Raw genomic sequence first — 19,767 nt, 5'->3', positions numbered from 1 at the left:
TGCTTTTTTTGCCGGATTCGCGCCGATCTACTCGCGGATCAACTGTTGTCTTGCGGCCCGAACAGGATTCTGCGTTCTTCCTCGCTCATCGGCGCTGCCGACTTGCGGAACTCGCGCAGCGCCTCGGCGCGTGCCGTAGCCGGCCGCGCCGCGATAGTTGCGCGCCAGCGGCGCACTTGCGCATAAGGTGCAAGGTCGAACGGCGCCTTGTCATAGGCATCGATCCACGGCCAGCAGGCCATGTCGGCGATCGTGTATTCTTTTCCACAAATGTACTCGCGCCCGGTGAGGCGGCGCTCGAGCACGCCGAGCAGGCGGCCGACCTCGCGCGCATAGCGTTCCTTCGCATACGCAATCTGCTCGGGTGCGTAGACGTGGAAGTGGCCGTACTGGCCGGTCATCGGTCCCAGGCCGGCCATCTGCCAGAACAGCCACTCCATGCACTCGGCGCGACCGCGGACGTCTTGCGGCAAGAATCTACCGGTCTTTTCGGCGAGATACTGCAGGATCGCGCCCGACTCGAACACGCTGATCGGCGCGCCGCCATCGGCCGGAGCGTAATCGATGATTGCCGGCATGCGACTGTTCGGCGAGATCGCGAGGAACGCGGGCTTGAACTGGTCGCCTTTGCCGATATCGACGTGGGTGATCTTGTACTCCAGACCGGCTTCCTCGAGAAGCAACGGAATCTTGCGGCCGTTCGGCGTCGGCCAATAGAACAGTTCGATCATGTCACCTTCCTGAAAAGAATGGTCAATGCCGCAGCGCCTGCTCGATCGCCTTCTGCGCAAGCGGTGCCATGACTGCATAGGCCGCGGCGTTCGGATGCACACCGTCCGCACTCAGCCCGGCACGCAAGCCACCATCGGTCGCGACCAGCGCAGCGTAGTAGTCGAGGTAGACCAAGCCTGCGCGGACGCAATACGCTTTGAGCCAGGCATTCAGTTCGCGGATCGTATCGGGCGGCCGCATACCGGGACGCCATGGATAGTCGATCGCCGGCAGGATCGAGGCGAACACGACCTTGATGCCATTGGCACGAGCCAACTCGGCCATCGAGGTGAGGTTGTCCTCGATCATCCGCGGCGTGCTCGGCCCGGTGTTGCCGGCGATGTCGTTCGTGCCGGCGAGGATGACGACGACGCGCGGCTTGAGCGCGATCACGTCGGCGCGGAAACGGAGCAGCATCTGTGGCGTGGTCTGACCGCTGATGCCGCGGTTGACGTAGGGCTTGCCCGGAAAGAATTCGCCCGCATCACGGCCCCAACTATCGGTGATCGAATCGCCAAGGAAGACCACGCGGGCCTCGCCGGGCTTGGGTGTGCCGAGCCGGGCATTGTCGTCGCGATAGCGTGCGAGGTCGGGCCAGTCGGCGAGGCGCTTCTCGTCCGCCTCGAGCCGTTCGACGAGGTCCTGCTGCGTCGGGCTCCGATCGGCATGCTCGGCGCGCGCGAGCGGGGCATGCAGGAAAAGAAGAAAGGCGATAAAAAAAATATACTTTTTCGTCATGATACGCGATGTGCTTGCGTCACTTGCCGATGCAGAAGGCCGAGAAGATCGCACCGAGCAGGTCGTCGCTCGAATATTCGCCGGTAATCTCGCCGAGTGCACGCTGCGCCTGCCGCAATTCCTCCGCAGCGAGTTCGCCAGCGCGCCCAATATTCAGATGCGTTTCGGCGCGCTCGAGGTGGTTGGCGACATGCGCCAGCGCGTCGACGTGTCGACGGCGCGCGCTGAATGCGCCATGTGTGCCGTCACCGCGACCTGCGAGACGGGCGAGTTCCGCGCGCAGCAAGTCGAGACCTGCGCCGGTGTGCGCCGATAGGGCGATTCGCGTTTCGCCATGAGCGTCGACCCGGCGGCTCGGTGAGTTACCGGAGAGGTCGATCTTGTTGTGCACGGCTAGGCGCACGGCGCCAGCATTGCATTCGCTCAACAATTCATGGTCGATGTCCGCATGCTCGTCATCGGTGACAAGAATGGCGACATCAGCGCGCGCGAGTTCCGCGCGCGCTCGGCGGATGCCTTCGGCCTCGACGAGGTCGTGCGACTCGCGCAGGCCGGCCGTGTCGACCAAGGTCAGGCCGATGCCGTCGAGGGCCACACTTTCGCGCAACACGTCGCGCGTAGTGCCGGCGATAGGCGTGACGATCGCGCGTTCGCTCTGCGCAAGCGCGTTGAGCAAACTCGACTTGCCCGCGTTCGGCCGGCCAACGATGACGACGTGCAGGCCATCACGCAGGACGACGCCGCGGCGTGCCGCTTGCAGCAGGTCGGCGATTCCCGCTCGCAACGCTGCAAGCTGATCGTGCAGCTGTGGTGCGCTGAGGAAATCGATTTCCTCTTCGGGAAAATCAAGCGCTGCCTCGAGCCACGCACGCAGGTGCACGAGTGCCTCGAACAATTCCTGCACGGCGCGCGAGAAATCGCCTTCCAAGCTGCGCATCGCTGCGCGTGCGGCCGATTCCGAGCCGCTCGCGATCAGATCGGCGACGGCCTCGGCCTGGGCGAGATCGAGCTTGCCGTTGAGGTAGGCACGCTCGGAAAATTCGCCGGGTCGAGCAAGACGGGCGCCGAGCGCAATCACTCGGCGCAGGATCAAGTCGAGCACGACCGGACTGCCGTGAACCTGCAGTTCGAGCACGTCTTCGCCGGTATAGGACTTCGGTGCGCCGAAGTAGAGGGCGATGCTGCGGTCCAGCACCTCGCCGTTGGCATCACGAACCGTTGCAACGTGTACTTTGCGCGCTTGTGGATATTTTCCGATCAGCGCATGCGCGATCTCGCGGCTGCGCGGCCCGCTGATGCGCACGATGCCGACGCCGCCCGCACCGGCGGCCGTGGCAATCGCCGCGATGGTATCGGTCGCGTCCACTTCACCGGCGCGGACGCGCGTCATCTCACGCCTTGGCGGGCGCCGTCGTCGCCGCGCCGACGCGCTTGGTGATGATCCACTGCTGCAGCAGCGACAGCCAGCCGTTGACCGTCCAGTACAGGGTCAGACCGGCGGGAGCGAACGCGAACATCACCGCGAAGATCAGCGGCATGAACTTCATCATGCGCTGCTGCATCGGATCCATCCCGGGCGACGCGGGCGACAGCCACTGCGTGGCGAGCATGGCGACACCGTTCAAGATCGGCAGGATGAACAGCGGATCGGGCGCCGACAGGTTCTGGATCCAGCCGAAGAACGGCGCCTGGCGCAACTCGACGCTTTCCTGCAGCACCCAGAGCAGGGCAAAGAAGATCGGCATCTGGATCAGGATCGGCAGGCAGCCGCCGAGTGGGTTGATCTTTTCCTTTTTGTACAGCTCCATCGTCGCCGCGTTGAGCTTCTGCTTGTCGTCGCCGTAGCGCTCCTTGAGCGCCTCCAGGCGCGGCTGGAATTGCTTCATCTTGGCCATCGAGCGGTACTGCGCCTCGGACGGCTTGTACAGCGCGAGCTTGAGCAGCAGCACGAGCAGGATGATCGCGACGCCCCAGTTGCCGGTGAGCTTGTGCAACTGGACGAGAACCCAGTGCATCGGCTGGGCGATGAAGGTGAGGATGCCGTAGTCAGCGGTCAATTCGAGGCCGGGCGCGACGTTGGCCAGTTCGCTCTGCAGCTTCGGACCGACGTAGAGGCGCGTTGCGAACGTGCCGGTCGCGTTCGGCGCGACCGTGAGCGCGGGCGACAACGCGCGGATCAGATAATGGTCCTGCAGCACGCTGGTCGAATACTGGTCGGCTTCGCCGGTAGTCGGAATGAAAGCTGCGAAGAAGTAATGCTGCAGCAACGCGACCCAGCCTCCGCTCACTTCGGTATTGTTGAGCGGTGACTCGGAGAACTTCGCGAACGCGAGCTTGTTGAACTTGCCCTGCGCGTACCACGCAGCGCCAACGAAGGCATAGGCCTCGGAGTTGTAGACCGAGAACAAGCCGCCGCTCTGTGCCGGAGGCGCGGTGCGCTGCAGCTGGCGGTATTCATTGCCGGTCCATGCCGCGGTGCCCGTATTCGCGACTTCTTCGCGCGTTTCGATCAGATAGCTGCCGCGCGTAAAGACGAAGACCTTGCGCACGCTGATCCCCGACGCATCGGTCCAGGTCAGTGGCACTTCGATCTTGTCGGTTCCTGCCGCCAGGTCGTAGTTCGTCTTCTCGGCGTTGAACGGCGTCTTGTGACTCGGCGCGGCGCCGCTGCTGCTGACGAGGCCGGTCTGGGCGACGAAGTAGTGGGCGTTGCCGTCATCGAGCAAGCGCACCGGCTTGGTCTTGTCCTTGGGATCGATCGGATAGGCGAGCAGGTCGGCGCGCACGACGCTGCCGCCGAGCGTGCTGATCTCGACGTGCAGCACGTCGGTCGCCACGCTGATCGTCTGCACCGCGGGTTCCTTGCCTGCGTCTGCAGCGGATGGCGTGGACACCGCATTCGCCGGAGTCGCGGCGGCTGGAACGTCGTTGCCGGCGGCGGCTGTCGCCGGAGTTGCGCTGCTGCCGGTAGCAGCGGCCGGAGTCGGCGCCGCGGGTTTCAGGCCGTAGTCCTGCTCCCAGGCGGAGTAGAGCATGTAGCTGATGGCGAGCAGGGCGAGCAGCAGAAACGAGCGGGTGCTGGACATGGATGACTCGGAGGAAAAGGGGACGCGCGTGGCAGCGATGCGGCCGCAACTGCGGCGATTCAAGGCGCGATGATTGCAGATACGTCGATCAAACGTGGTCGCGCATTGTGCCGGGAGCCTCGACCGCGTTCAACAATTCCGGCGTGGGCGAAGCTTCGGCGGCGCGCGCGGGTTCGTCCGCGATCCGTGCGATGAGCTTGCGCCAGAGCTGTTCGAGTTCCGCGCGCAAAACGACGTTGTCAAGCAAGGCAGTCGAGCTGCGCGCGATCACCAGCGCATCACAGGCCGGCAAGCCCGGGCGATGCAAACGGAAACTTTCGCGGATCTGCCGGCGAATGCGGTTGCGCACGACGGCTAGCTTGGAGACACGGCGCGACACGGCCATGCCGAGGCGCGCGGTCGCGCCTGCATTGAGCCGGTATTCGCACTGGAAGTGCTTCAGGGAGATGCGCTTGCTCGAACCACGCAGCGCGCTGAAGTCGGCGGGCCGCAGCAGACGTGCGGCGCGCGGGAAGGCAAGGCTTGGCGATGAATCGCTCATCGCGCAGGATGAAGCCGGGTTCGCGCGGGGCGAACCGCGACTACGGGATCAGGCGCTTGCGGCCCTTGGCACGACGCGCGTTGAGGACGGCGCGACCGCCGCGCGTCTTCATGCGCGCACGGAAGCCGTGAGTGCGGGCGTGCTTGAGGTTGCCGGGCTGGAACGTACGCTTGGTGGCCATGGCGTTATCGAAACTGTAGGGACAAAGAAGCGGAATTTTAACCCTCAGGTTCCGCTAAGGTCAAGTCGCTTGAGCTTGGCGTCAGATAGCATGCGGGCGTAGACTGCCGGGCCGTTCGAGTGAGAACCGCTTGGGCGCCATCCGTGGAATTTCTCAAAGCATGACTGACCTGTGGCGCCGCTGCCTGGAACGCCTTGAAGCCGAATTCAGCGTCGAAGACCTGCATACCTGGCTTGCCCCCTTGCAGGCAACCGAAGATGCCGAGGGTTTGCGCGTGCTTGCGCCGAACGCCTACACCCTGGATGTGGTGCGCGAGCGTTTCCAGCCGCGCATTGCCGCGGTATTGCAGCACTTGAATGGCGCGCCGGTCACGTTACGTTTCGATGTCGGCACGCTCAACCGGCCGACCGCGAACCCACGCAAGCCTGCACACAACGGCGCTTCGGCACGCGTCGGCAGGGGCGGGAACGAATCGGATTCGTTCGAATCCAACCTCGACCCCAATTACACCTTCGATCTTTTCGTCGAAGGCAAGTCGAACCAGCTCGGCAAAGCAGCGGCGATGCAGGTCGCGAATAACCCAGGTCGCGCCTACAACCCGCTGCTGCTCTATGGCGGCACCGGTCTGGGCAAAACCCACTTGATGCATGCTGCCGGCAACCTGATGCGCACGCTCAATCCGGCGACCAAGGTGATGTATCTGCGCTCGGAGCAATTCGTCACCGAAATGATCCAGGCGCTGCGCACCAAGAGCATGGACGATTTCAAGCGCCGCTTCCGCGCGGTCGACGCGCTCCTGATCGATGACATCCAGTTCTTTGCCGGCAAAGATACGACCCAGGAGGAGTTCTTCCACACGTTCAACGCGCTGGTCGAGAGCAAGCAGCAGCTGATCATGACTTGCGATCGCTATCCGAAGGAGGTCGACAACCTTGAGCCGCGCCTGAAATCGCGCCTCGGTTGGGGCCTGAGCGTCGCCATCGAGCCACCCGACTTCGAAACGCGCGCAGCGATCGTGCTGGCCAAGGCACAGGCCAAGGGCGTGGAGCTGCCAATCGAGGTGGCGCAACTCATGGCCAAGCGCATGCGCTCGAACGTGCGTGATCTCGAAGGCGCACTCAATACGCTCGTCGCACGCGCGAACTTCCTCGGCAGCACGATCAACACCGAGTTCGCGCTGGAAACGCTGCGCGATCTTTTGACTGTGCACGCGCAGGCGATCACGATCTCGAATATCCAGAAGACCGTCGCCGACTACTACCAACTGCGCCTATCCGACTTCTTGTCGATGAACCGCAGCCGTTCGCTGGCAAGGCCGCGTCAGCTCGCGATGGCGTTGGCAAAAGAGCTCACCGAACATAGCCTGCCCGAGATCGGACGCGGTTTCGGCGGACGCGATCACACCACCGTAATGCACGCTTGCCGCACGATCCGCGACCTGCGCGCGACCGACGGAAAATTACGCCAGGATTGGGAAAAACTGCTTCGTGTGCTTACGGAATAGGATATCCTGTGGATAGTTTGTGACGGATTCCCGCAGACACACTTATCCACAGAAAAAGCACAACGGCCGCGGCCAGATATCCCTACATTTTATTTGTCATAAACAATTGATTAATTTGGTCTTTTAGTGCTTTTCTGCACTATGCACAGGACCAACCGCTACTAGCTTATTCGTTTTTTACAAACAGCCCAGAAGCAGTGACTCCGAAGGACTGACGACCTATGCGGTTTTCCATTCAGCGCGAAGTGCTCCTCAAACCCTTGCAGCAAGTCGTCGGCGTCGTTGAACGGCGGCAGACATTGCCGGTTCTGGCCAACCTTCTGGTCGTGGCGACGCCACAGCAGGTGAGCTTTACCGGCACCGATCTCGAAGTTGAAATGTCCGCCACGACCCAGGCTGATCAGATCGAGGCGGGCGAAATCACGATTCCGGCGCGCAAGCTGTTTGATATTTGCCGCGCTTTGCCTGACGGCAGCAAGATCGAATTCAAACTCAATGGCGATCGCGTCGAGGTCAAATCTGGGCGCAGCCGGTTCACCCTCGCAACCTTGCCGGCCAGTGAATTCCCGGTCATCGAGAACATTGACTTGGTCGAGCGTGTCAGCCTGCCCGAAGCGACGTTGAAGGGTTTGATGGATCGTACCGCGTTCGCGATGGCGCAGCAGGACGTGCGTTATTACCTAAACGGCCTGCTGCTCGATCTGCGCGAGCATGCTCTGCGCAGCGTCGCTACCGACGGGCATCGTCTCGCTGTTGTCGAGACGACTCTCACTGCTGGAGTTGCGGCGCAGCGCCAGATACTGATTCCGCGCAAAGGTGTGCTCGAACTGCAAGGCCTGTTTGAAGCCGGCGACGGCACAGTCGAGCTCGAGTTCGGCCGCGCCCACCTGCGCGTGAAACGCGGCGACGTCACGTTCACCTCGAAACTGATCGATGGCCGCTTCCCGGACTACGAGGCTGTCGTGCCGATCGGTGCCGACAAGGAAGTGCGCGTGGCCCGAGAGGCGTTGCGCGGCGCCCTGCAGCGCGCCGCAATTCTTTCCAACGAGAAGTATCGCGGCGTCAAACTTGAGGTCAGCCCGAATAAGCTGCGCATCATCGCGCACAATCCCGAGCAGGAAGAGGCCATCGAGGAGATCGAAGCGAAGACCGGAGTTGCGGAGCTCGGGGTCGGCTTCAATGTCAATTACCTGCTCGATGCCCTGAACGCGCTCGGCGGCGAAGAAGTGTTGATGTGTCTGCGTGACGGCAACTCAAGTTGCTTGCTGCGCGCGCCCGAGAGCGAACAGGCACGGCATGTGATCATGCCGCTGCGACTCTGATTGCGCCTGTCGCGGAAGCGGTTAGTGAGTCATGCGCGCGGCAGAAATGCCGCGCGTTTGTTTTCGGGCCATGCGTGATTGCTCCGCGGTGAATGATTCGACGCCATGCACCTGACCGAGTTGCGCATCCAGAACCTGCGGAATATCGATGGCGAACAAATCGATTTGGCGCCCGGTCTCAATTTGTTCGTCGGCGCGAACGGGGCAGGCAAGACCAGCATTCTTGAGGCTGCCTACCTGCTTTCGCATGGCGGCAGTTTTCGCACCTATCAGGCCGAACATCTGCAGCGTCGCGGTGCCGAGCCGCTGGCCTTGTTTGCGCAGATCCAGACCGATTCGCTGACACACCGGCTTGGCCTGTTGCGTCATGGCGCGCGCTGGATCGCAAAGCTCGATGGCGACGCCTCGGCGAAGCTCACCGATTTGTTCGCCGCTTGCGCAGTGGTCTGTTTCGAACCCGGCAGCCACGCGCTGATTTCGGGCTCTGCCGATGGCCGCCGCCGCTTCCTTGACTGGGGCGTGTTCCACGTGGAACAGGATTTCGCCCCGCGCATGCGCCGCTATCGACGTGCGCTGCGTCAGCGCAACGCCTTGCTCAAACAGGCTGCTGATGAAGAGGAATTGTCGATCTGGGACGAGGAGTTGTCACAAGCCGCCGAACCTCTGGCAGAGGCACGAGAGGCCTATATCGCGCGCTTCGAGCGACAACTGATCCCACTACTCGATGACTACCTGCCGGAGCTGGCGGGGGCGGGTCTGCGTTTTCGCCCGGGATGGAATCGAAGCGCGCCGTTGGTCGAGGCGCTGAGGGAGGTGAGGCAGCGTGACCGGGCGCTTGGCCACACCACGCGGGGCTTGCACCGCGCAGATTGGAGCCTGGTTTTCGCCAAGGCTCCCAGCCATGAGCAGTTGTCTCGTGGCCAGGAAAAACTCTGCGCCATTGCCTGCACGCTGGCTCAGGTGTCGCTATATCGGTCTGCTCGCGGGGAGAATCCCATCATCGCATTCGATGATCTTTGTTCCGAACTCGACGCCGCGCATCAGGCCGCCGCATTGGCAGCATTGATCGAAAGCGGAGCGCAGATTCTGTTGACCGGCACGGAAATCTCTCCGAGTTTGCTGGAGCGCTTTCCCGCCCAGCGCACGTTCCACGTGGAACAGGGCCGCGTGCGCAAAGTGCTATAATTGCATGATTATTTCAGGGCTTTTCGCCGAGCTGCGGGCGCAGTGGCTGGCGAGGGCGGCCCGATAGCAGCCGAGCAGCGGATGACCGACGAGACCAAGAACAACCAGTACGACTCCAGCAACATCAAGGTGCTTGAAGGCCTCGAGGCGGTGCGCAAGCGCCCAGGCATGTACATCGGCAACGTCAACGACGGCTCCGGTCTGCACCATATGGTGTTCGAGGTTGTCGACAATTCCGTCGACGAAGCACTCGCGGGGCACGCCGACGCCGTGCTCGTGAAAATCCACGCGGATGGCTCGGTCTCCGTCTCGGACAATGGTCGCGGCATCCCGGTCGGTCGACATGCGACGGAAAGCGAAAAGCAAGGTCGCGATGTTTCCGCCGCCGAAGTAGTAATGACGGTGCTGCACGCCGGTGGCAAGTTCGACGACAACAGCTACAAGGTGTCCGGTGGCCTGCATGGCGTCGGTGTATCGGTCGTCAATGCGCTGTCGGAGAAATTGCTGCTCGATATCTGGCGTGACGGATACCACCACCAGCAGGAATATCGCAACGGCGAGCCGGTGTATTCACTGAAACAACTTGAGCCTTCCGACCAGCGGGGCACCGAAGTCCGCTTCTGGCCCTCGGCGGTGGCATTCAACGACAACACCGAATTCCATTACGACATCCTGGCGCGTCGCCTGCGCGAATTGAGCTTCCTCAATTCCGGGGTCAAGATCGAACTGATCGACGAGCGTCTGGACGGCAAGCACGACATCTTCCAGTACGAAGGCGGCATTCGCAGCTTCGTCGAACATCTGGCCCAGCTGAAGACTCCATTGCACGCCAATGTTGTATCGATCACCGGCGAACAAGACGGCATCGTCGTCGATTGTGCCGTGCAATGGAGCGATTCCTATCAGGAAACGATGTACTGCTTCACCAACAACATTCCGCAGAAGGATGGTGGCACCCATCTAACCGGTTTCCGCTCCGCGCTGACCCGAACCCTGACCCGCTATATCGAGCAAAGCGGCATCGCCAAGCAGGCCAAAGTCGCGCTGTCCGGCGACGACATGCGCGAAGGCATGATTGCCGTGCTGTCGGTAAAGGTTCCCGATCCGGGTTTTTCCTCGCAAACCAAGGAAAAGCTGGTCACCGAGGCGGTGCGCCCGGTGGTCGATGCGGTTTTTGCTGCGAAATTCGAGGAATTTCTGCAGGAACATCCCAATGAAGCGCGCGCCATCGCCGGCAAGATCGTCGACGCCGCCCGCGCGCGCGAGGCCGCGCGCAAGGCGCGCGACCTGACCCGGCGCAAGGGCGCACTCGACATCGCCGGTCTGCCCGGCAAGCTTGCCGACTGCCAGGAAAAAGATCCTGCGCTGTGCGAACTGTTCATCGTCGAGGGTGACTCGGCCGGCGGCTCGGCCAAGCAGGGGCGCAACCGCAAAACTCAGGCGGTGCTGCCGCTCAAAGGCAAGATTCTCAACGTGGAGAAGGCGCGTTTCGACAAGATGCTGTCGTCGGCCGAAGTCGGCACGCTGATCACCGCGCTCGGCACCGGTATCGGCAAGGAAGAGTTCAATCCGGACAAGCTGCGCTATCACCGCATCATCCTGATGACCGACGCCGACGTCGACGGCTCGCATATCCGCACGCTGCTGCTGACGTTCTTCTACCGGCAGATGCCGGTGCTGATCGAGCGTGGCCACATCTACATCGGCCTGCCGCCGCTGTACAAGCTCAAGCAGGGCAAGAACGAGCTTTATCTCAAAGACGACCACGCGCTCAACGCCTATCTGGTCAGCAATGCGGTCGAGAACGCCGAGTTGCACTATGCGCCGGGCGTACCGCCAATCGTCGCTGCGGCTCTGGAAAAACTGATGCTCGACTACCAGGCCGCGCAGGACCAGATCGCGCGCCTTGCTTCACGTTGCGATTCGAGCGTGCTCAACGCGATGCTCGACCTCGCGCCGCCCGCAGCCGAGGACTGGAACGACGCGGTCAAACTCGAGACCTGGTTGCGCGCGATCACCGCTAAGGTCAACGCGACTGGCCTCGGCCGTCCGGACTATCGCCTCGAAGTGCGTGCGGCAACGCCCGAGCATCCGGCTGCGTTGACGATCGAGCGCCGCCACCACGGCCTGACCGCGACACAGATTCTGCCCGCCGCGTTTTTCGCCGGTACCGAATTCAAACCGCTGCGCGAACTCGCCCAGCAGCTTGCCGGCCTGGTCCAACCCGGTGCCGAGATTCGCCGCGGCAATCACACGCAGGCGATCGTGAATTTCGCCCAGGCGCAGCGATGGCTGCTCGACGAAGCGAAGAAGGGGCGCACGATCCAGCGCTTCAAGGGCTTGGGCGAAATGAACCCGGAGCAGCTGTGGGAGACCACGGTCAATCCGGAATCGCGCCGCTTGCTACAGGTCAGCATCGAGGACGCCGTGGCCGCCGACCAGATCTTCTCGACATTGATGGGCGATGTGGTCGATCCACGCCGCAACTTCATCGAGCAGAACGCATTGCGCGTGGCTAATCTCGACGTCTGATCCTAGGCACGTTTTTCGCGCAGCGAAACGTTAACGTTTTCATGCGTACAATCCCCGATTCGATAACACGGCGCCGGCGAAACCGGCGCCCACAATGGCCGTGAGGGAGGAACCATGAGCATCCGCAGTTATACACGTATACTTTGCAGCATCTTTGTCGCCTTCGCCCTGATTGCGGGCAACGCCTACGCGAAGAAGGACGAGAAGGAAGCGCCGCTGTATCCGAACGCCACGCGCAAGGATCCGAAGAACGATCTGTCCTCCTCGGGTACACAGAAAGACCTGAGCAAGGCGCTCGACCTGCTCAACGACAACAAGGCCGACGAGGCCGCGCCGCTGCTGCAGAAGATCATCGACGATCCGAAGGCGGGCAAGTACGCGCATGCGCTGGCGACACAGGGCCAGGGCCAGATCGCCTACGACAAGCAGGACAACGCCGGTGCGGTCAAGGCCTGGCGCGCCGCCTACGACATGGACGCGCTGCCGAACAATCAGCAGTTTACCTTGCTGCTCAACATCGCCAACCTGCAGCAGCAGGAAGAGAAGTATCAGGACTCGCTCAGCACGCTCGACGAATACTTCAAGGCGACCAATGGTGGCAAGGCCGAGGCCTATGCGCTGCAGGGCAACGATTACTACCGCATGGACAAGTACCAGCAGGCGATCGACGCGATCACCAAGGCACAGTCGCTGACCGACAAGCCGAACGACAACTGGAACCAGATCCTGATGGCTTCATACGCAGGTCTCGACCAGTACGACAAGGCTGGCGAGATCCTCGAGAAACAGCTTGCCAAGAATCCCGGCGACGCCAAAGTTGTCGAGCAAGCGGTCAAGGTTTACGTCAACGGTCATCGATACGACAAAGCCGAGGCGCTGATCGACAAGAACAAAGGCAGCCTCAACAACGACACGCTCTACACGCTTTATCGCGCGATCGGCGCCGGCTACTCGCAGGAGAAGGACGGCGACACCAAGGCGATCGAGGCGTTCGCCAAGGCTTCGCCGCTGGCGAAAACCGGTGAGGTCGATTACTACCGCGGCAGCCTGTTGCTGCAGAACGATCGTGCCAAGGAGGCGACCGGAGTACTCCAGCAGGCGATCACCAAGGGTGGCCTGAAGGAGACCGGCAAGGCCTATCTGATGCTCGGCGACGCCTACAATCAGATCGACGACGTCGCGCACGCGCGCGAGGCGTGGACGAAGGCGAAAGGTTATCCCGAGTCGCAGAAGTCGGCCGATCAGCGCCTCAACCTTGGCGGCCACGTCAAGATGACGACGCAGCAGCAGAAGAAGAAGAACTGAGCGCAGTCGTAGAGGGCCGCTCGATCGAGTATACTTTTTCCGGATATCGCGGCGCATGACGCGCCGCGGCTTGCGCGGCCTAGCGGAAATTGGCATGCTGCAAGACCGCGTTCGATTGTGGCGCTGTGGGGAAATGCATTTTTTTGCGGGCGGTGAAAAAGCTTGTCTACACCGGCCGCGCTGTTGTAATTTGCAGGCGACTCACGCGATTTTGTTTTGGGGTTGGTGGCGGCGTTTTACGCCGTCGCCCGGGATGATGCTCCCTAGGTAATTTTGGTTGGCACTGATGTCATCAGCAGAAACGGACAAGACGAGTTTCAATTGGCGACGCACGATCGCCTGGGCCGGTGCGCTTGCGCTGCACGGCTTTCTCTTCCTCATGCTGCTGGCGCCCGTGCAGCCGCCGACGGCCAAGGAGCGCGCCAAGGAAAACGTGGTGACGGTCGAGTTCATCGAACCGCCGCCGCCGCCGCCGCCGCCGCCACCACCGCCGCCGGAGCCGCCGAAGAAGCCGCCGCCGAAGATCGTCGAGAAGATCAAGCCGCCGCCGACTCCGCCGCCGCCGGCTCCGCCGCCAGTCGTCACGCAGGAAGCGACGCCGATGTCGACGCCTGCGCCGCCGCCTGCGCCGCCGGCTCCGCCCGCGGCTCCGGTCGACATCGCACCAAGCGAGAACATCAGCTACCGCAAGATGCGTCCGCCGAAGTATCCGCCGCAGGCCGTGCGCGAACATCACACGGGCAAGGTGATACTCAAGGTGCTGATTGCCACGGATGGATCACCGAAGGAAATCACGGTGGAGAAATCCTCCGGCTATCGCGAACTCGACCAGGCCGCGATTGCAGCAGCGAAGACTTGGATGTTTAATCCGGGAAGCAAGGGCGGTCAACCGTACGAAGGTTACGCGCTGATTCCGGTGGATTTCACCTTGGCAGATTAATTAGACGTGACGGTAGCCGGCGATTCCGGCGGAATTTCAGAACCACAAACTTAAGGGTAAGGTCATGTTACAAGAAGCAGCTTCCGCTCCGGTTGCCGGGCAAGGCAACGCCGCCGCTCTGACGCAGATGGGTTTCGAACATCTGCTGCACAACTTCGACACCTTGGGTCTGGTTGTGTTCATCACGCTCGTGATCATGTCGCTGGGCTCGGTATTTTTCATCATCGTCAACGCGTGGCGCATGTTCAACATCCGCCGCCGCGGCGACGCCGTACGCGAGCAGTTCTTCGAAACCAAGTCGCTGAGCGATGCGCGGCGTCATCTCGAAGAGCAGCCGGGCTGGGAGCCGTTCTCGAAGATCGCGCTCGACGTCACCACGGCCGCCGAACAGCACAGCTCGGCCCAGGGCAGCCGCCTGGCCGAAACGCTGAACCGCTCCGAATACGTCGACCGCGCGCTGCGCCAAGGCGTTGCTCGCGAAAGCGGTCGTCTTGAGACCGGCCTCACCTGGCTCGCCACGACCGGCTCGACCGCACCGTTCGTCGGCCTGCTCGGTACCGTGTGGGGCATCTACCATGCTCTGCTCAAGATCGGCGCGAGCGGCAATGCATCGATGGACGCCGTCGCCGGTCCGGTCGGCGAGGCGCTGATCATGACCACGATCGGTCTCGGCGTCGCGATTCCGGCGGTGCTCGCCTACAACGTGTTCAACCGCGCCAACCGCGTGACGCTCGGCAAGTTCGACGAGTTCGCACACGACCTGCACGACTTCTTCGTCAGCGGCCACAAGTAAGGATTTGCAGTCATGGCAATGAGTGCGGGTGGCAGCAGCGGCGGCATCATGGCGGAGATCAACGTCACGCCGCTCGTTGACGTGATGTTGGTGCTGCTGATCATCTTCATGATCACCACGCAGTTGGCCCAGCCGAAGATCAAGGTCGAGTTGCCGCAAGGTACCTTGCTCGCGCCGCCGACCGACACGCCGTCCGTGCCGCCGGTAACCGTCGCCGTCCGTCAGGACGGCACGATCTACTGGAACGACGAGCAGGTGACCGAAGCGGGACTGGTCGCGCAGCTGCGCGTCGTCGCTCCGCAGGCCATGCAGCCGGAAGTCCAGATTCGCGCCGACAAGGACACGGAGTACCAGCTCGTCGCCAACGTCATGACCCAGGCGAAGAATCAGGGCATGGTCAAGGTCGGCTTCATCACCACGCCGCAGCACGCCGGCCAGTAAAACGATTTGACGAGATAGCATCATGGCATTCAGTGCAGGTAGCAGCGGTGGCGGGGCAATGTCGGACATCAACGTGACGCCGCTAGTCGACGTCATGCTGGTGCTGCTGATCATCTTCATGATCACGGCGCCGATGCTGACCCACCGCATCAAGATCGACCTTCCGCAGCCGACCAACAATCCGCCGCCGCAGGTCGAGAATCCACCCGATCCGATCACGCTGTCGGTGCGTTCCAGCGGCCAGTACTACTGGAACGATCAGCTCGTCTCCGAAGAGCAGCTGCAGCAGATGATGACGGTGACGTCGAAGAAGAATCCGCAGCCCGAGCTGCAGATCCAGGCCGACAAGACGGCGAAGTATCAACTCGTCGCGACCGTGATGGCCGATGCGAAGAACGCCGGCATGACCAAGATCGGCTTCCAGCCGCCGCGCGGATCGGGTCAGTAGTTCGACAAACGGTTGCCCGAATCAAGACTAACGCCGCAGCGATGCGGCGTTTTCTTTTTGCGCTAACGAAAATCATGAAAATATCGGCGCGCCGTGTCGCCATCCGCTCACCGCGCTACTCTGGATGCGCACACTGCGTGTTCAACGGAGACCGTCATGGCTGCCTTTGCGCTCGAACGCGAACCTGCGGGATTCGCGCAGATCAATGTCACGCCGCTCGTCGACGTCATGCTTGTGTTGCTCGTGATCTTCATGATTACGGTGCCGCTGCTGACGCACAAGCTGGCGCTCGATTTCTCGCATTGCAGCGCCAATTGCCCGACCGCGACCGATCCGGTCAAGCTAATCAGCGTGGATCCCGCGGCAAGATGAGCGTCAGCCCGCGAGGATGCGCAGATACGCCTTGACCGTCGCGTCCAGTCCCGCGTACAGCGCTTCGCCGATCAGAGCATGGCCGATCGACACCTCGGCAAGCTGCGGAATCGCAGCTTTGAGTGCGCCGAGGTTCGCCTGGTTCAGATCGTGTCCGGCGTTGATTCCGAGTCCGGCTGCCTGCGCACGTTCGGCACAGGCCACGCACAAGGCCAGCTCGCGCGCAGCGTCACCGCGCGCGAACGCCTCGGCATAGGGACCGGTGTAGATTTCCACGCGATCGGCACCGATCTCGGCTGCGCGCTCGACATCCGAGACATCCATGTCGACGAACAAGCTCACGCGTGCGCCGAGCTGCTTGAGCTCCGCGACCAGTGGCTTCAGGCGTGCGGCATCGGCACGCAGATCAAAACCGTGATCCGAGGTGAGCTGTGCATCGCCGTCGGGCACGAGCGTGCATTGCGTGGGCCGCGTCTCCTCGACGAGCCCGAGCAGACCGGGATAACTGCCCCGTGCCGGGGCGAAGCCGTTGCCTTCGATGTTGTACTCTGCGGCACTGCCGATTCCCGCTTTCAACGCGCGCACATCGTCGGGACGAATATGGCGCTGATCGGGCCGCGGATGCACGGTGATGCCAGCGGCGCCGGCCAAGAGGCAGGCATTTGCCGCGGCGCAGACATCCGGCTCGTTGCCACCGCGGGAGTTGCGCAACACGGCGATCTTGTTGACGTTGACGCTAAGACGGGTCATCGGCGGAAATCTCTGAATCTGTCCTCAGGGGAGAGGACGACGCAACGGCGCGGCTTCGCGCGCGGCGCCGGCCAGCTCAAGATGGATCCTTGCGACTTGCCCTTGCGCATCGCGCAGGAAGCGCAGGTCGACAGCGCCTTCTGCATCCGTGTAGCGATCGGGCGCGTAGGCAAAAATACTTCGCCGCTCGCCGAGCGTCCACTGCAACGTCAGTCCTTGCGCGGACGATGCGATGCGCAGCCAGCTTGCCTCGTCGAGTCGGTAGTCTCCGGCCACCGCACTGCGCGCGCCTGCCGTCGTTGCGATCGGCGCACGCGCGAGCCTGGGCGCACGCATGCTCAAGCGCGAGGCGCTGACGTTGCTGCCGCCAGCGTGCAACACGAGGCCATTGACGTCATCGATGCCACGCATGAAGGTCACGCCGAGCGTGCCGCTGTCGGCGAAGAAAACGTCCTTGTCGGCTGCGCGAAGACGGCGTGGAAATTCGCCGGGAAGCTGCAGGCTCAACTTGTTCGCCGTGACGCGCACGACGGCTTCGTTACCGGTGGCAATTTGATACAGACCGGGATAGTCGTCGAGCCGGTTGGTCGCAATAATATCCGAGGCGCGCGGCGCCGGCGGCGGCGCTTCGTCGCCGAGCCATGCCATGCCAAGTGCAGCGACGTCCTCGGACGCGTTGCCAAGCACGACGATCGCCCGTTGGCGGTCGGTGCGGAAACCGACGAAGCTCGCGAACCCGGCGGTTCTGCTTGCGCGCCAGACCAGTGGCCAGCTCGCTGCGCCGTCGCTCTTCTCGCGCACGTTCCAGCCAAAGCCAAACTGATCGGCAGAACCCGCGGCTAGCGGTTGGCGTGCGAGCAGCAGGGCGGAGCGCAAGCTCGTGTCCTCCGGAGTCAGATTGCGCTGCAGGAAGGCGAGCATGTCGGGCAGGCTGGCGCGCAGCCCGGCAGCTCCCGCCAGCACGCCGTAGTGCCAGTGTGGAACGATCGCGCCATGCGCGTGGCCGGGCAACAGATTTCCGCCGTCCGTGAATGAAACGTGCTGCAGGCCGAGTGGTGCCAATACCTTCGTTGTTAGCGCTTCCGCATAGGCGGTCTGATAAACGCGCCCGAGCAGATGGCCGAGCAGGCCGGCGTTGAGCACGGAATAGGAATCGAAAGTTTCTCTCCCCTGGCCGGATCCACGCTGAAAAGCGAGCAGCGCGAGCAGGTCTTCGCTCGCATAGCCGGCGTAGGGGTCGTCGATATCGTCGGGAAACAGATTCGCCGGCTGCGCTGGCAGCGTGGAATGCTGCGTCGCCAATTGCGCCAGCGTGATTTTGCCCAGCCGGGTGTCCGCGAACGGAAACGACGTCGGCAGGAACTTCTCGACTGGGTCGGAAAAATGCAGTTTGCCTTCGATCGCCGCCTGCGTCAGCAGGATGCCGGTGAACACTTCGCTGATCGCGCCGAGCTCGAACAAACTGTCATCGTCGGCAGGCTTCGATTGCGTACCGTCGCGATGGCCGAAATAGAACGTATCTCGGCGCTTGCCGTCGATCACGCCCACCGCGACACTTGCGTACGCGCCGTTGGCGACGCCGCGTTCGATCGTTTCGCGGAATGCGGAGGACAGCAGGGATGGTTCGGCAGGTGTACGCGCGGCCGCGACCGGCATCGATGCAGACCACAGGACGGCGAACAGCACGCCGGCCCATGCTCGATGCGCGCAGAGAAAACCCATGCGCCAAGAATAGCGCATGGGTTGTAATCGAAAGAGTGTAACGATCAAAAATTCCACGTCCTTGTGGAGGAGACCCTGTGGGGGAGTGCTTATTCAGACACTCAAGCCGCGGAAAAGTTCGGTCTTAACCGCACCTGATCCGAACGGGTCAGCTCATGGACAGGTTTCCTGCACTTCCTTCCACATCACCGGATCCCAATAGCCGCCAGTGGTGAACTCATTCGCACGCTGCTCATTGAAGTGCGCGGCGATCATCACCGTCGTGTTCGGCTTCACCGTGACCGTGAGCGGTTTGGGCTTGCTGCGGAAATTCAGTGCGGCGAGTTCTGAAACGCCGACCAGGCGCCGGGTTGGAATCTTCTCGCGCACGAGCAGCTCATGCGTGCCCGCGCCGACGCGATAGTTCTTCGCGCCGGTCGGGCCGGGCGTGGTGCCGTCGACGAGTTCGATCGTGGCCCCGAACAACTGCTGCTGGCGCGGCGCCAGATCCTGCAGGCTGATGCGGCCGCAGCCGCTCGCTGGAGTTTGCGCGGAGGTGTCGACCGCCGCGGTGGCCATCGCGCCGAGCACGACGTGCAACGCCGGCAATTGCACGCTCTGCAGCGGCCCGTTCAGTGCAAGCTGGGTGCCGCCGCGGCGCACATCGAGTTGCACGGCCGCTTCGGCCGGCAGTGCGTCGATGCTCGACCTCAAGGTTGTCGCAGCGAGCGCGCGGCCGTCGGCGTCCGCGCCGAGCTCGCGCAACGAGTGGCCGTTCACCGCGACGATGACGTCGCCCGGGCGCACGCCCAGATGCTCGGCGGTGCTGTCCGGCGTCGTGCCGAGCACGCGCAGGCCATCGCGCGCGTTCGCCGCGCTGGTCGCGTCGACCAGCAGACCGAGGTTGACCGAGCGCTGCGCCGGCACGGCGATGTCGAGTGCGGTCTGTTCCGGATGCGCGCCGAGTGCGCCGGTCGTGGCCAGGCGCACGAGGGTCTGGTGCATCTCCTCTCGCACGCGTTGGGTAACGGCCGGCGAGGTGCCGGTACCGCCGTCGCTGGTGACCGTGGCGAGCGTGGGCGGCGCGGACGTGTCGGCAGCGAAGGCGGCATGGGCGCAGCCGAGTAGGGCGGTCAAACCGAGAATGCGTAGCATGG

Annotated in this window: 19 protein-coding genes; 10 read left to right on the top strand and 9 right to left on the bottom strand. The window is 62.8% G+C overall.

Features of this window, described 5'->3' with window-relative positions; all coding sequences use genetic code 11:
- Positions 1-38: 38 nt before the first annotated feature.
- The 6 genes from F455_RS0104925 to rpmH all read right to left on the bottom strand — a co-directional run bounded on the left by F455_RS0104925 (position 39) and on the right by rpmH (position 5,317).
- Entirely contained in the window at positions 39-731 is a 693-nt protein-coding gene (locus F455_RS0104925) for a glutathione S-transferase N-terminal domain-containing protein (RefSeq protein ID WP_018972163.1), read from the bottom strand.
- A 22-nt stretch (positions 732-753) separates the two neighbouring features.
- Entirely contained in the window at positions 754-1,509 is a 756-nt protein-coding gene (locus tag F455_RS0104920) for an SGNH/GDSL hydrolase family protein (protein WP_018972162.1), read from the bottom strand.
- A 19-nt stretch (positions 1,510-1,528) separates the two neighbouring features.
- The gene (mnmE, locus tag F455_RS0104915) at positions 1,529-2,899 is read right to left on the bottom strand and encodes a tRNA uridine-5-carboxymethylaminomethyl(34) synthesis GTPase MnmE (protein ID WP_018972161.1); all 1,371 of its coding nucleotides are present in this window, start codon (positions 2,897-2,899) and stop codon (positions 1,529-1,531) included.
- A 1-nt stretch (position 2,900) separates the two neighbouring features.
- On the bottom strand, positions 2,901-4,595 hold the full coding sequence (yidC, locus tag F455_RS0104910; RefSeq protein ID WP_018972160.1) for a membrane protein insertase YidC: 1,695 nt from the start codon (positions 4,593-4,595) through the stop codon (positions 2,901-2,903).
- An 88-nt stretch (positions 4,596-4,683) separates the two neighbouring features.
- The gene (rnpA, locus tag F455_RS19825) at positions 4,684-5,136 is read right to left on the bottom strand and encodes a ribonuclease P protein component (protein WP_018972159.1); all 453 of its coding nucleotides are present in this window, start codon (positions 5,134-5,136) and stop codon (positions 4,684-4,686) included.
- 40 nt (positions 5,137-5,176) lie between these two features.
- A complete protein-coding gene (gene rpmH / locus F455_RS0104900; protein WP_018972158.1) occupies positions 5,177-5,317 on the bottom strand; it encodes a 50S ribosomal protein L34 in 141 nt (46 codons plus the stop codon).
- A 160-nt stretch (positions 5,318-5,477) separates the two neighbouring features.
- On the opposite strand from rpmH, the gene dnaA reads away from it, so the two are divergent.
- From dnaA to F455_RS23580, 10 genes are all read left to right on the top strand, one after another.
- Positions 5,478-6,821, top strand: coding sequence for a chromosomal replication initiator protein DnaA (dnaA, locus tag F455_RS0104895; RefSeq protein WP_018972157.1), 1,344 nt, complete (start codon positions 5,478-5,480; stop codon positions 6,819-6,821).
- 221 nt (positions 6,822-7,042) lie between these two features.
- The gene (gene dnaN / locus F455_RS0104890; protein ID WP_018972156.1) at positions 7,043-8,143 is read left to right on the top strand and encodes a DNA polymerase III subunit beta; all 1,101 of its coding nucleotides are present in this window, start codon (positions 7,043-7,045) and stop codon (positions 8,141-8,143) included.
- A gap of 105 nt (positions 8,144-8,248) precedes the next feature.
- Positions 8,249-9,328 carry a DNA replication/repair protein RecF gene (recF, locus tag F455_RS0104885; RefSeq protein ID WP_018972155.1) on the top strand — a complete coding sequence of 360 codons (1,080 nt, stop codon included), beginning with the start codon at positions 8,249-8,251 and terminating at the stop codon, positions 9,326-9,328.
- Positions 9,329-9,409: 81 nt separating this feature from the next.
- On the top strand, positions 9,410-11,860 hold the full coding sequence (gyrB, locus tag F455_RS0104880) for a DNA topoisomerase (ATP-hydrolyzing) subunit B (protein ID WP_020684053.1): 2,451 nt from the start codon (positions 9,410-9,412) through the stop codon (positions 11,858-11,860).
- A gap of 114 nt (positions 11,861-11,974) precedes the next feature.
- The gene (locus F455_RS0104875; protein ID WP_018972153.1) at positions 11,975-13,165 is read left to right on the top strand and encodes a tetratricopeptide repeat protein; all 1,191 of its coding nucleotides are present in this window, start codon (positions 11,975-11,977) and stop codon (positions 13,163-13,165) included.
- 286 nt (positions 13,166-13,451) lie between these two features.
- Positions 13,452-14,105, top strand: coding sequence for an energy transducer TonB (locus F455_RS0104870; protein ID WP_018972152.1), 654 nt, complete (start codon positions 13,452-13,454; stop codon positions 14,103-14,105).
- A 64-nt stretch (positions 14,106-14,169) separates the two neighbouring features.
- The gene (locus F455_RS0104865; RefSeq protein ID WP_018972151.1) at positions 14,170-14,898 is read left to right on the top strand and encodes a MotA/TolQ/ExbB proton channel family protein; all 729 of its coding nucleotides are present in this window, start codon (positions 14,170-14,172) and stop codon (positions 14,896-14,898) included.
- A gap of 12 nt (positions 14,899-14,910) precedes the next feature.
- Positions 14,911-15,339: an ExbD/TolR family protein gene (locus F455_RS0104860; RefSeq protein WP_018972150.1), complete on the top strand. Its 429-nt coding sequence runs from the start codon at positions 14,911-14,913 to the stop codon at positions 15,337-15,339.
- Between the two features lie 22 nt (positions 15,340-15,361).
- Positions 15,362-15,787: an ExbD/TolR family protein gene (locus F455_RS0104855; RefSeq protein ID WP_026293082.1), complete on the top strand. Its 426-nt coding sequence runs from the start codon at positions 15,362-15,364 to the stop codon at positions 15,785-15,787.
- Between the two features lie 156 nt (positions 15,788-15,943).
- On the top strand, positions 15,944-16,159 hold the full coding sequence (locus tag F455_RS23580; RefSeq protein WP_018972148.1) for a biopolymer transporter ExbD: 216 nt from the start codon (positions 15,944-15,946) through the stop codon (positions 16,157-16,159).
- Between the two features lie 3 nt (positions 16,160-16,162).
- Here F455_RS23580 and F455_RS0104845 read toward each other — a convergent pair whose 3' ends face one another.
- From F455_RS0104845 to F455_RS0104835, 3 genes are all read right to left on the bottom strand, one after another.
- The gene (locus tag F455_RS0104845) at positions 16,163-16,909 is read right to left on the bottom strand and encodes a pyridoxine 5'-phosphate synthase (protein WP_018972147.1); all 747 of its coding nucleotides are present in this window, start codon (positions 16,907-16,909) and stop codon (positions 16,163-16,165) included.
- 24 nt (positions 16,910-16,933) lie between these two features.
- On the bottom strand, positions 16,934-18,631 hold the full coding sequence (locus tag F455_RS0104840; RefSeq protein WP_211212283.1) for a serine hydrolase domain-containing protein: 1,698 nt from the start codon (positions 18,629-18,631) through the stop codon (positions 16,934-16,936).
- Positions 18,632-18,784: 153 nt separating this feature from the next.
- Positions 18,785-19,765, bottom strand: coding sequence for a PDZ domain-containing protein (locus F455_RS0104835; protein WP_157578453.1), 981 nt, complete (start codon positions 19,763-19,765; stop codon positions 18,785-18,787).
- Positions 19,766-19,767: the final 2 nt, after the last annotated feature.

It is taken from the genome of Rudaea cellulosilytica DSM 22992 (assembly GCF_000378125.1).
GTDB lineage: Bacteria > Pseudomonadota > Gammaproteobacteria > Xanthomonadales > Rhodanobacteraceae > Rudaea > Rudaea cellulosilytica.
Note: the sequence above shows the minus strand (reverse complement) of the source record. Positions and strands in the feature narration are given on the sequence as shown.

Coding starts and splice junctions, on each gene's coding strand:
- F455_RS0104925 (WP_018972163.1), bottom strand. CDS start 731: ATGATCGAACTGTTCTATTGGCCGACGCCGAACGGCCGCAAGATTCCG.
- F455_RS0104920 (WP_018972162.1), bottom strand. CDS start 1,509: ATGACGAAAAAGTATATTTTTTTTATCGCCTTTCTTCTTTTCCTGCAT.
- mnmE (WP_018972161.1), bottom strand. CDS start 2,899: ATGACGCGCGTCCGCGCCGGTGAAGTGGACGCGACCGATACCATCGCG.
- yidC (WP_018972160.1), bottom strand. CDS start 4,595: ATGTCCAGCACCCGCTCGTTTCTGCTGCTCGCCCTGCTCGCCATCAGC.
- rnpA (WP_018972159.1), bottom strand. CDS start 5,136: ATGAGCGATTCATCGCCAAGCCTTGCCTTCCCGCGCGCCGCACGTCTG.
- rpmH (WP_018972158.1), bottom strand. CDS start 5,317: ATGGCCACCAAGCGTACGTTCCAGCCCGGCAACCTCAAGCACGCCCGC.
- dnaA (WP_018972157.1), top strand. CDS start 5,478: ATGACTGACCTGTGGCGCCGCTGCCTGGAACGCCTTGAAGCCGAATTC.
- dnaN (WP_018972156.1), top strand. CDS start 7,043: ATGCGGTTTTCCATTCAGCGCGAAGTGCTCCTCAAACCCTTGCAGCAA.
- recF (WP_018972155.1), top strand. CDS start 8,249: ATGCACCTGACCGAGTTGCGCATCCAGAACCTGCGGAATATCGATGGC.
- gyrB (WP_020684053.1), top strand. CDS start 9,410: ATGACCGACGAGACCAAGAACAACCAGTACGACTCCAGCAACATCAAG.
- F455_RS0104875 (WP_018972153.1), top strand. CDS start 11,975: ATGAGCATCCGCAGTTATACACGTATACTTTGCAGCATCTTTGTCGCC.
- F455_RS0104870 (WP_018972152.1), top strand. CDS start 13,452: ATGTCATCAGCAGAAACGGACAAGACGAGTTTCAATTGGCGACGCACG.
- F455_RS0104865 (WP_018972151.1), top strand. CDS start 14,170: ATGTTACAAGAAGCAGCTTCCGCTCCGGTTGCCGGGCAAGGCAACGCC.
- F455_RS0104860 (WP_018972150.1), top strand. CDS start 14,911: ATGGCAATGAGTGCGGGTGGCAGCAGCGGCGGCATCATGGCGGAGATC.
- F455_RS0104855 (WP_026293082.1), top strand. CDS start 15,362: ATGGCATTCAGTGCAGGTAGCAGCGGTGGCGGGGCAATGTCGGACATC.
- F455_RS23580 (WP_018972148.1), top strand. CDS start 15,944: ATGGCTGCCTTTGCGCTCGAACGCGAACCTGCGGGATTCGCGCAGATC.
- F455_RS0104845 (WP_018972147.1), bottom strand. CDS start 16,909: ATGACCCGTCTTAGCGTCAACGTCAACAAGATCGCCGTGTTGCGCAAC.
- F455_RS0104840 (WP_211212283.1), bottom strand. CDS start 18,631: ATGGGTTTTCTCTGCGCGCATCGAGCATGGGCCGGCGTGCTGTTCGCC.
- F455_RS0104835 (WP_157578453.1), bottom strand. CDS start 19,765: ATGCTACGCATTCTCGGTTTGACCGCCCTACTCGGCTGCGCCCATGCC.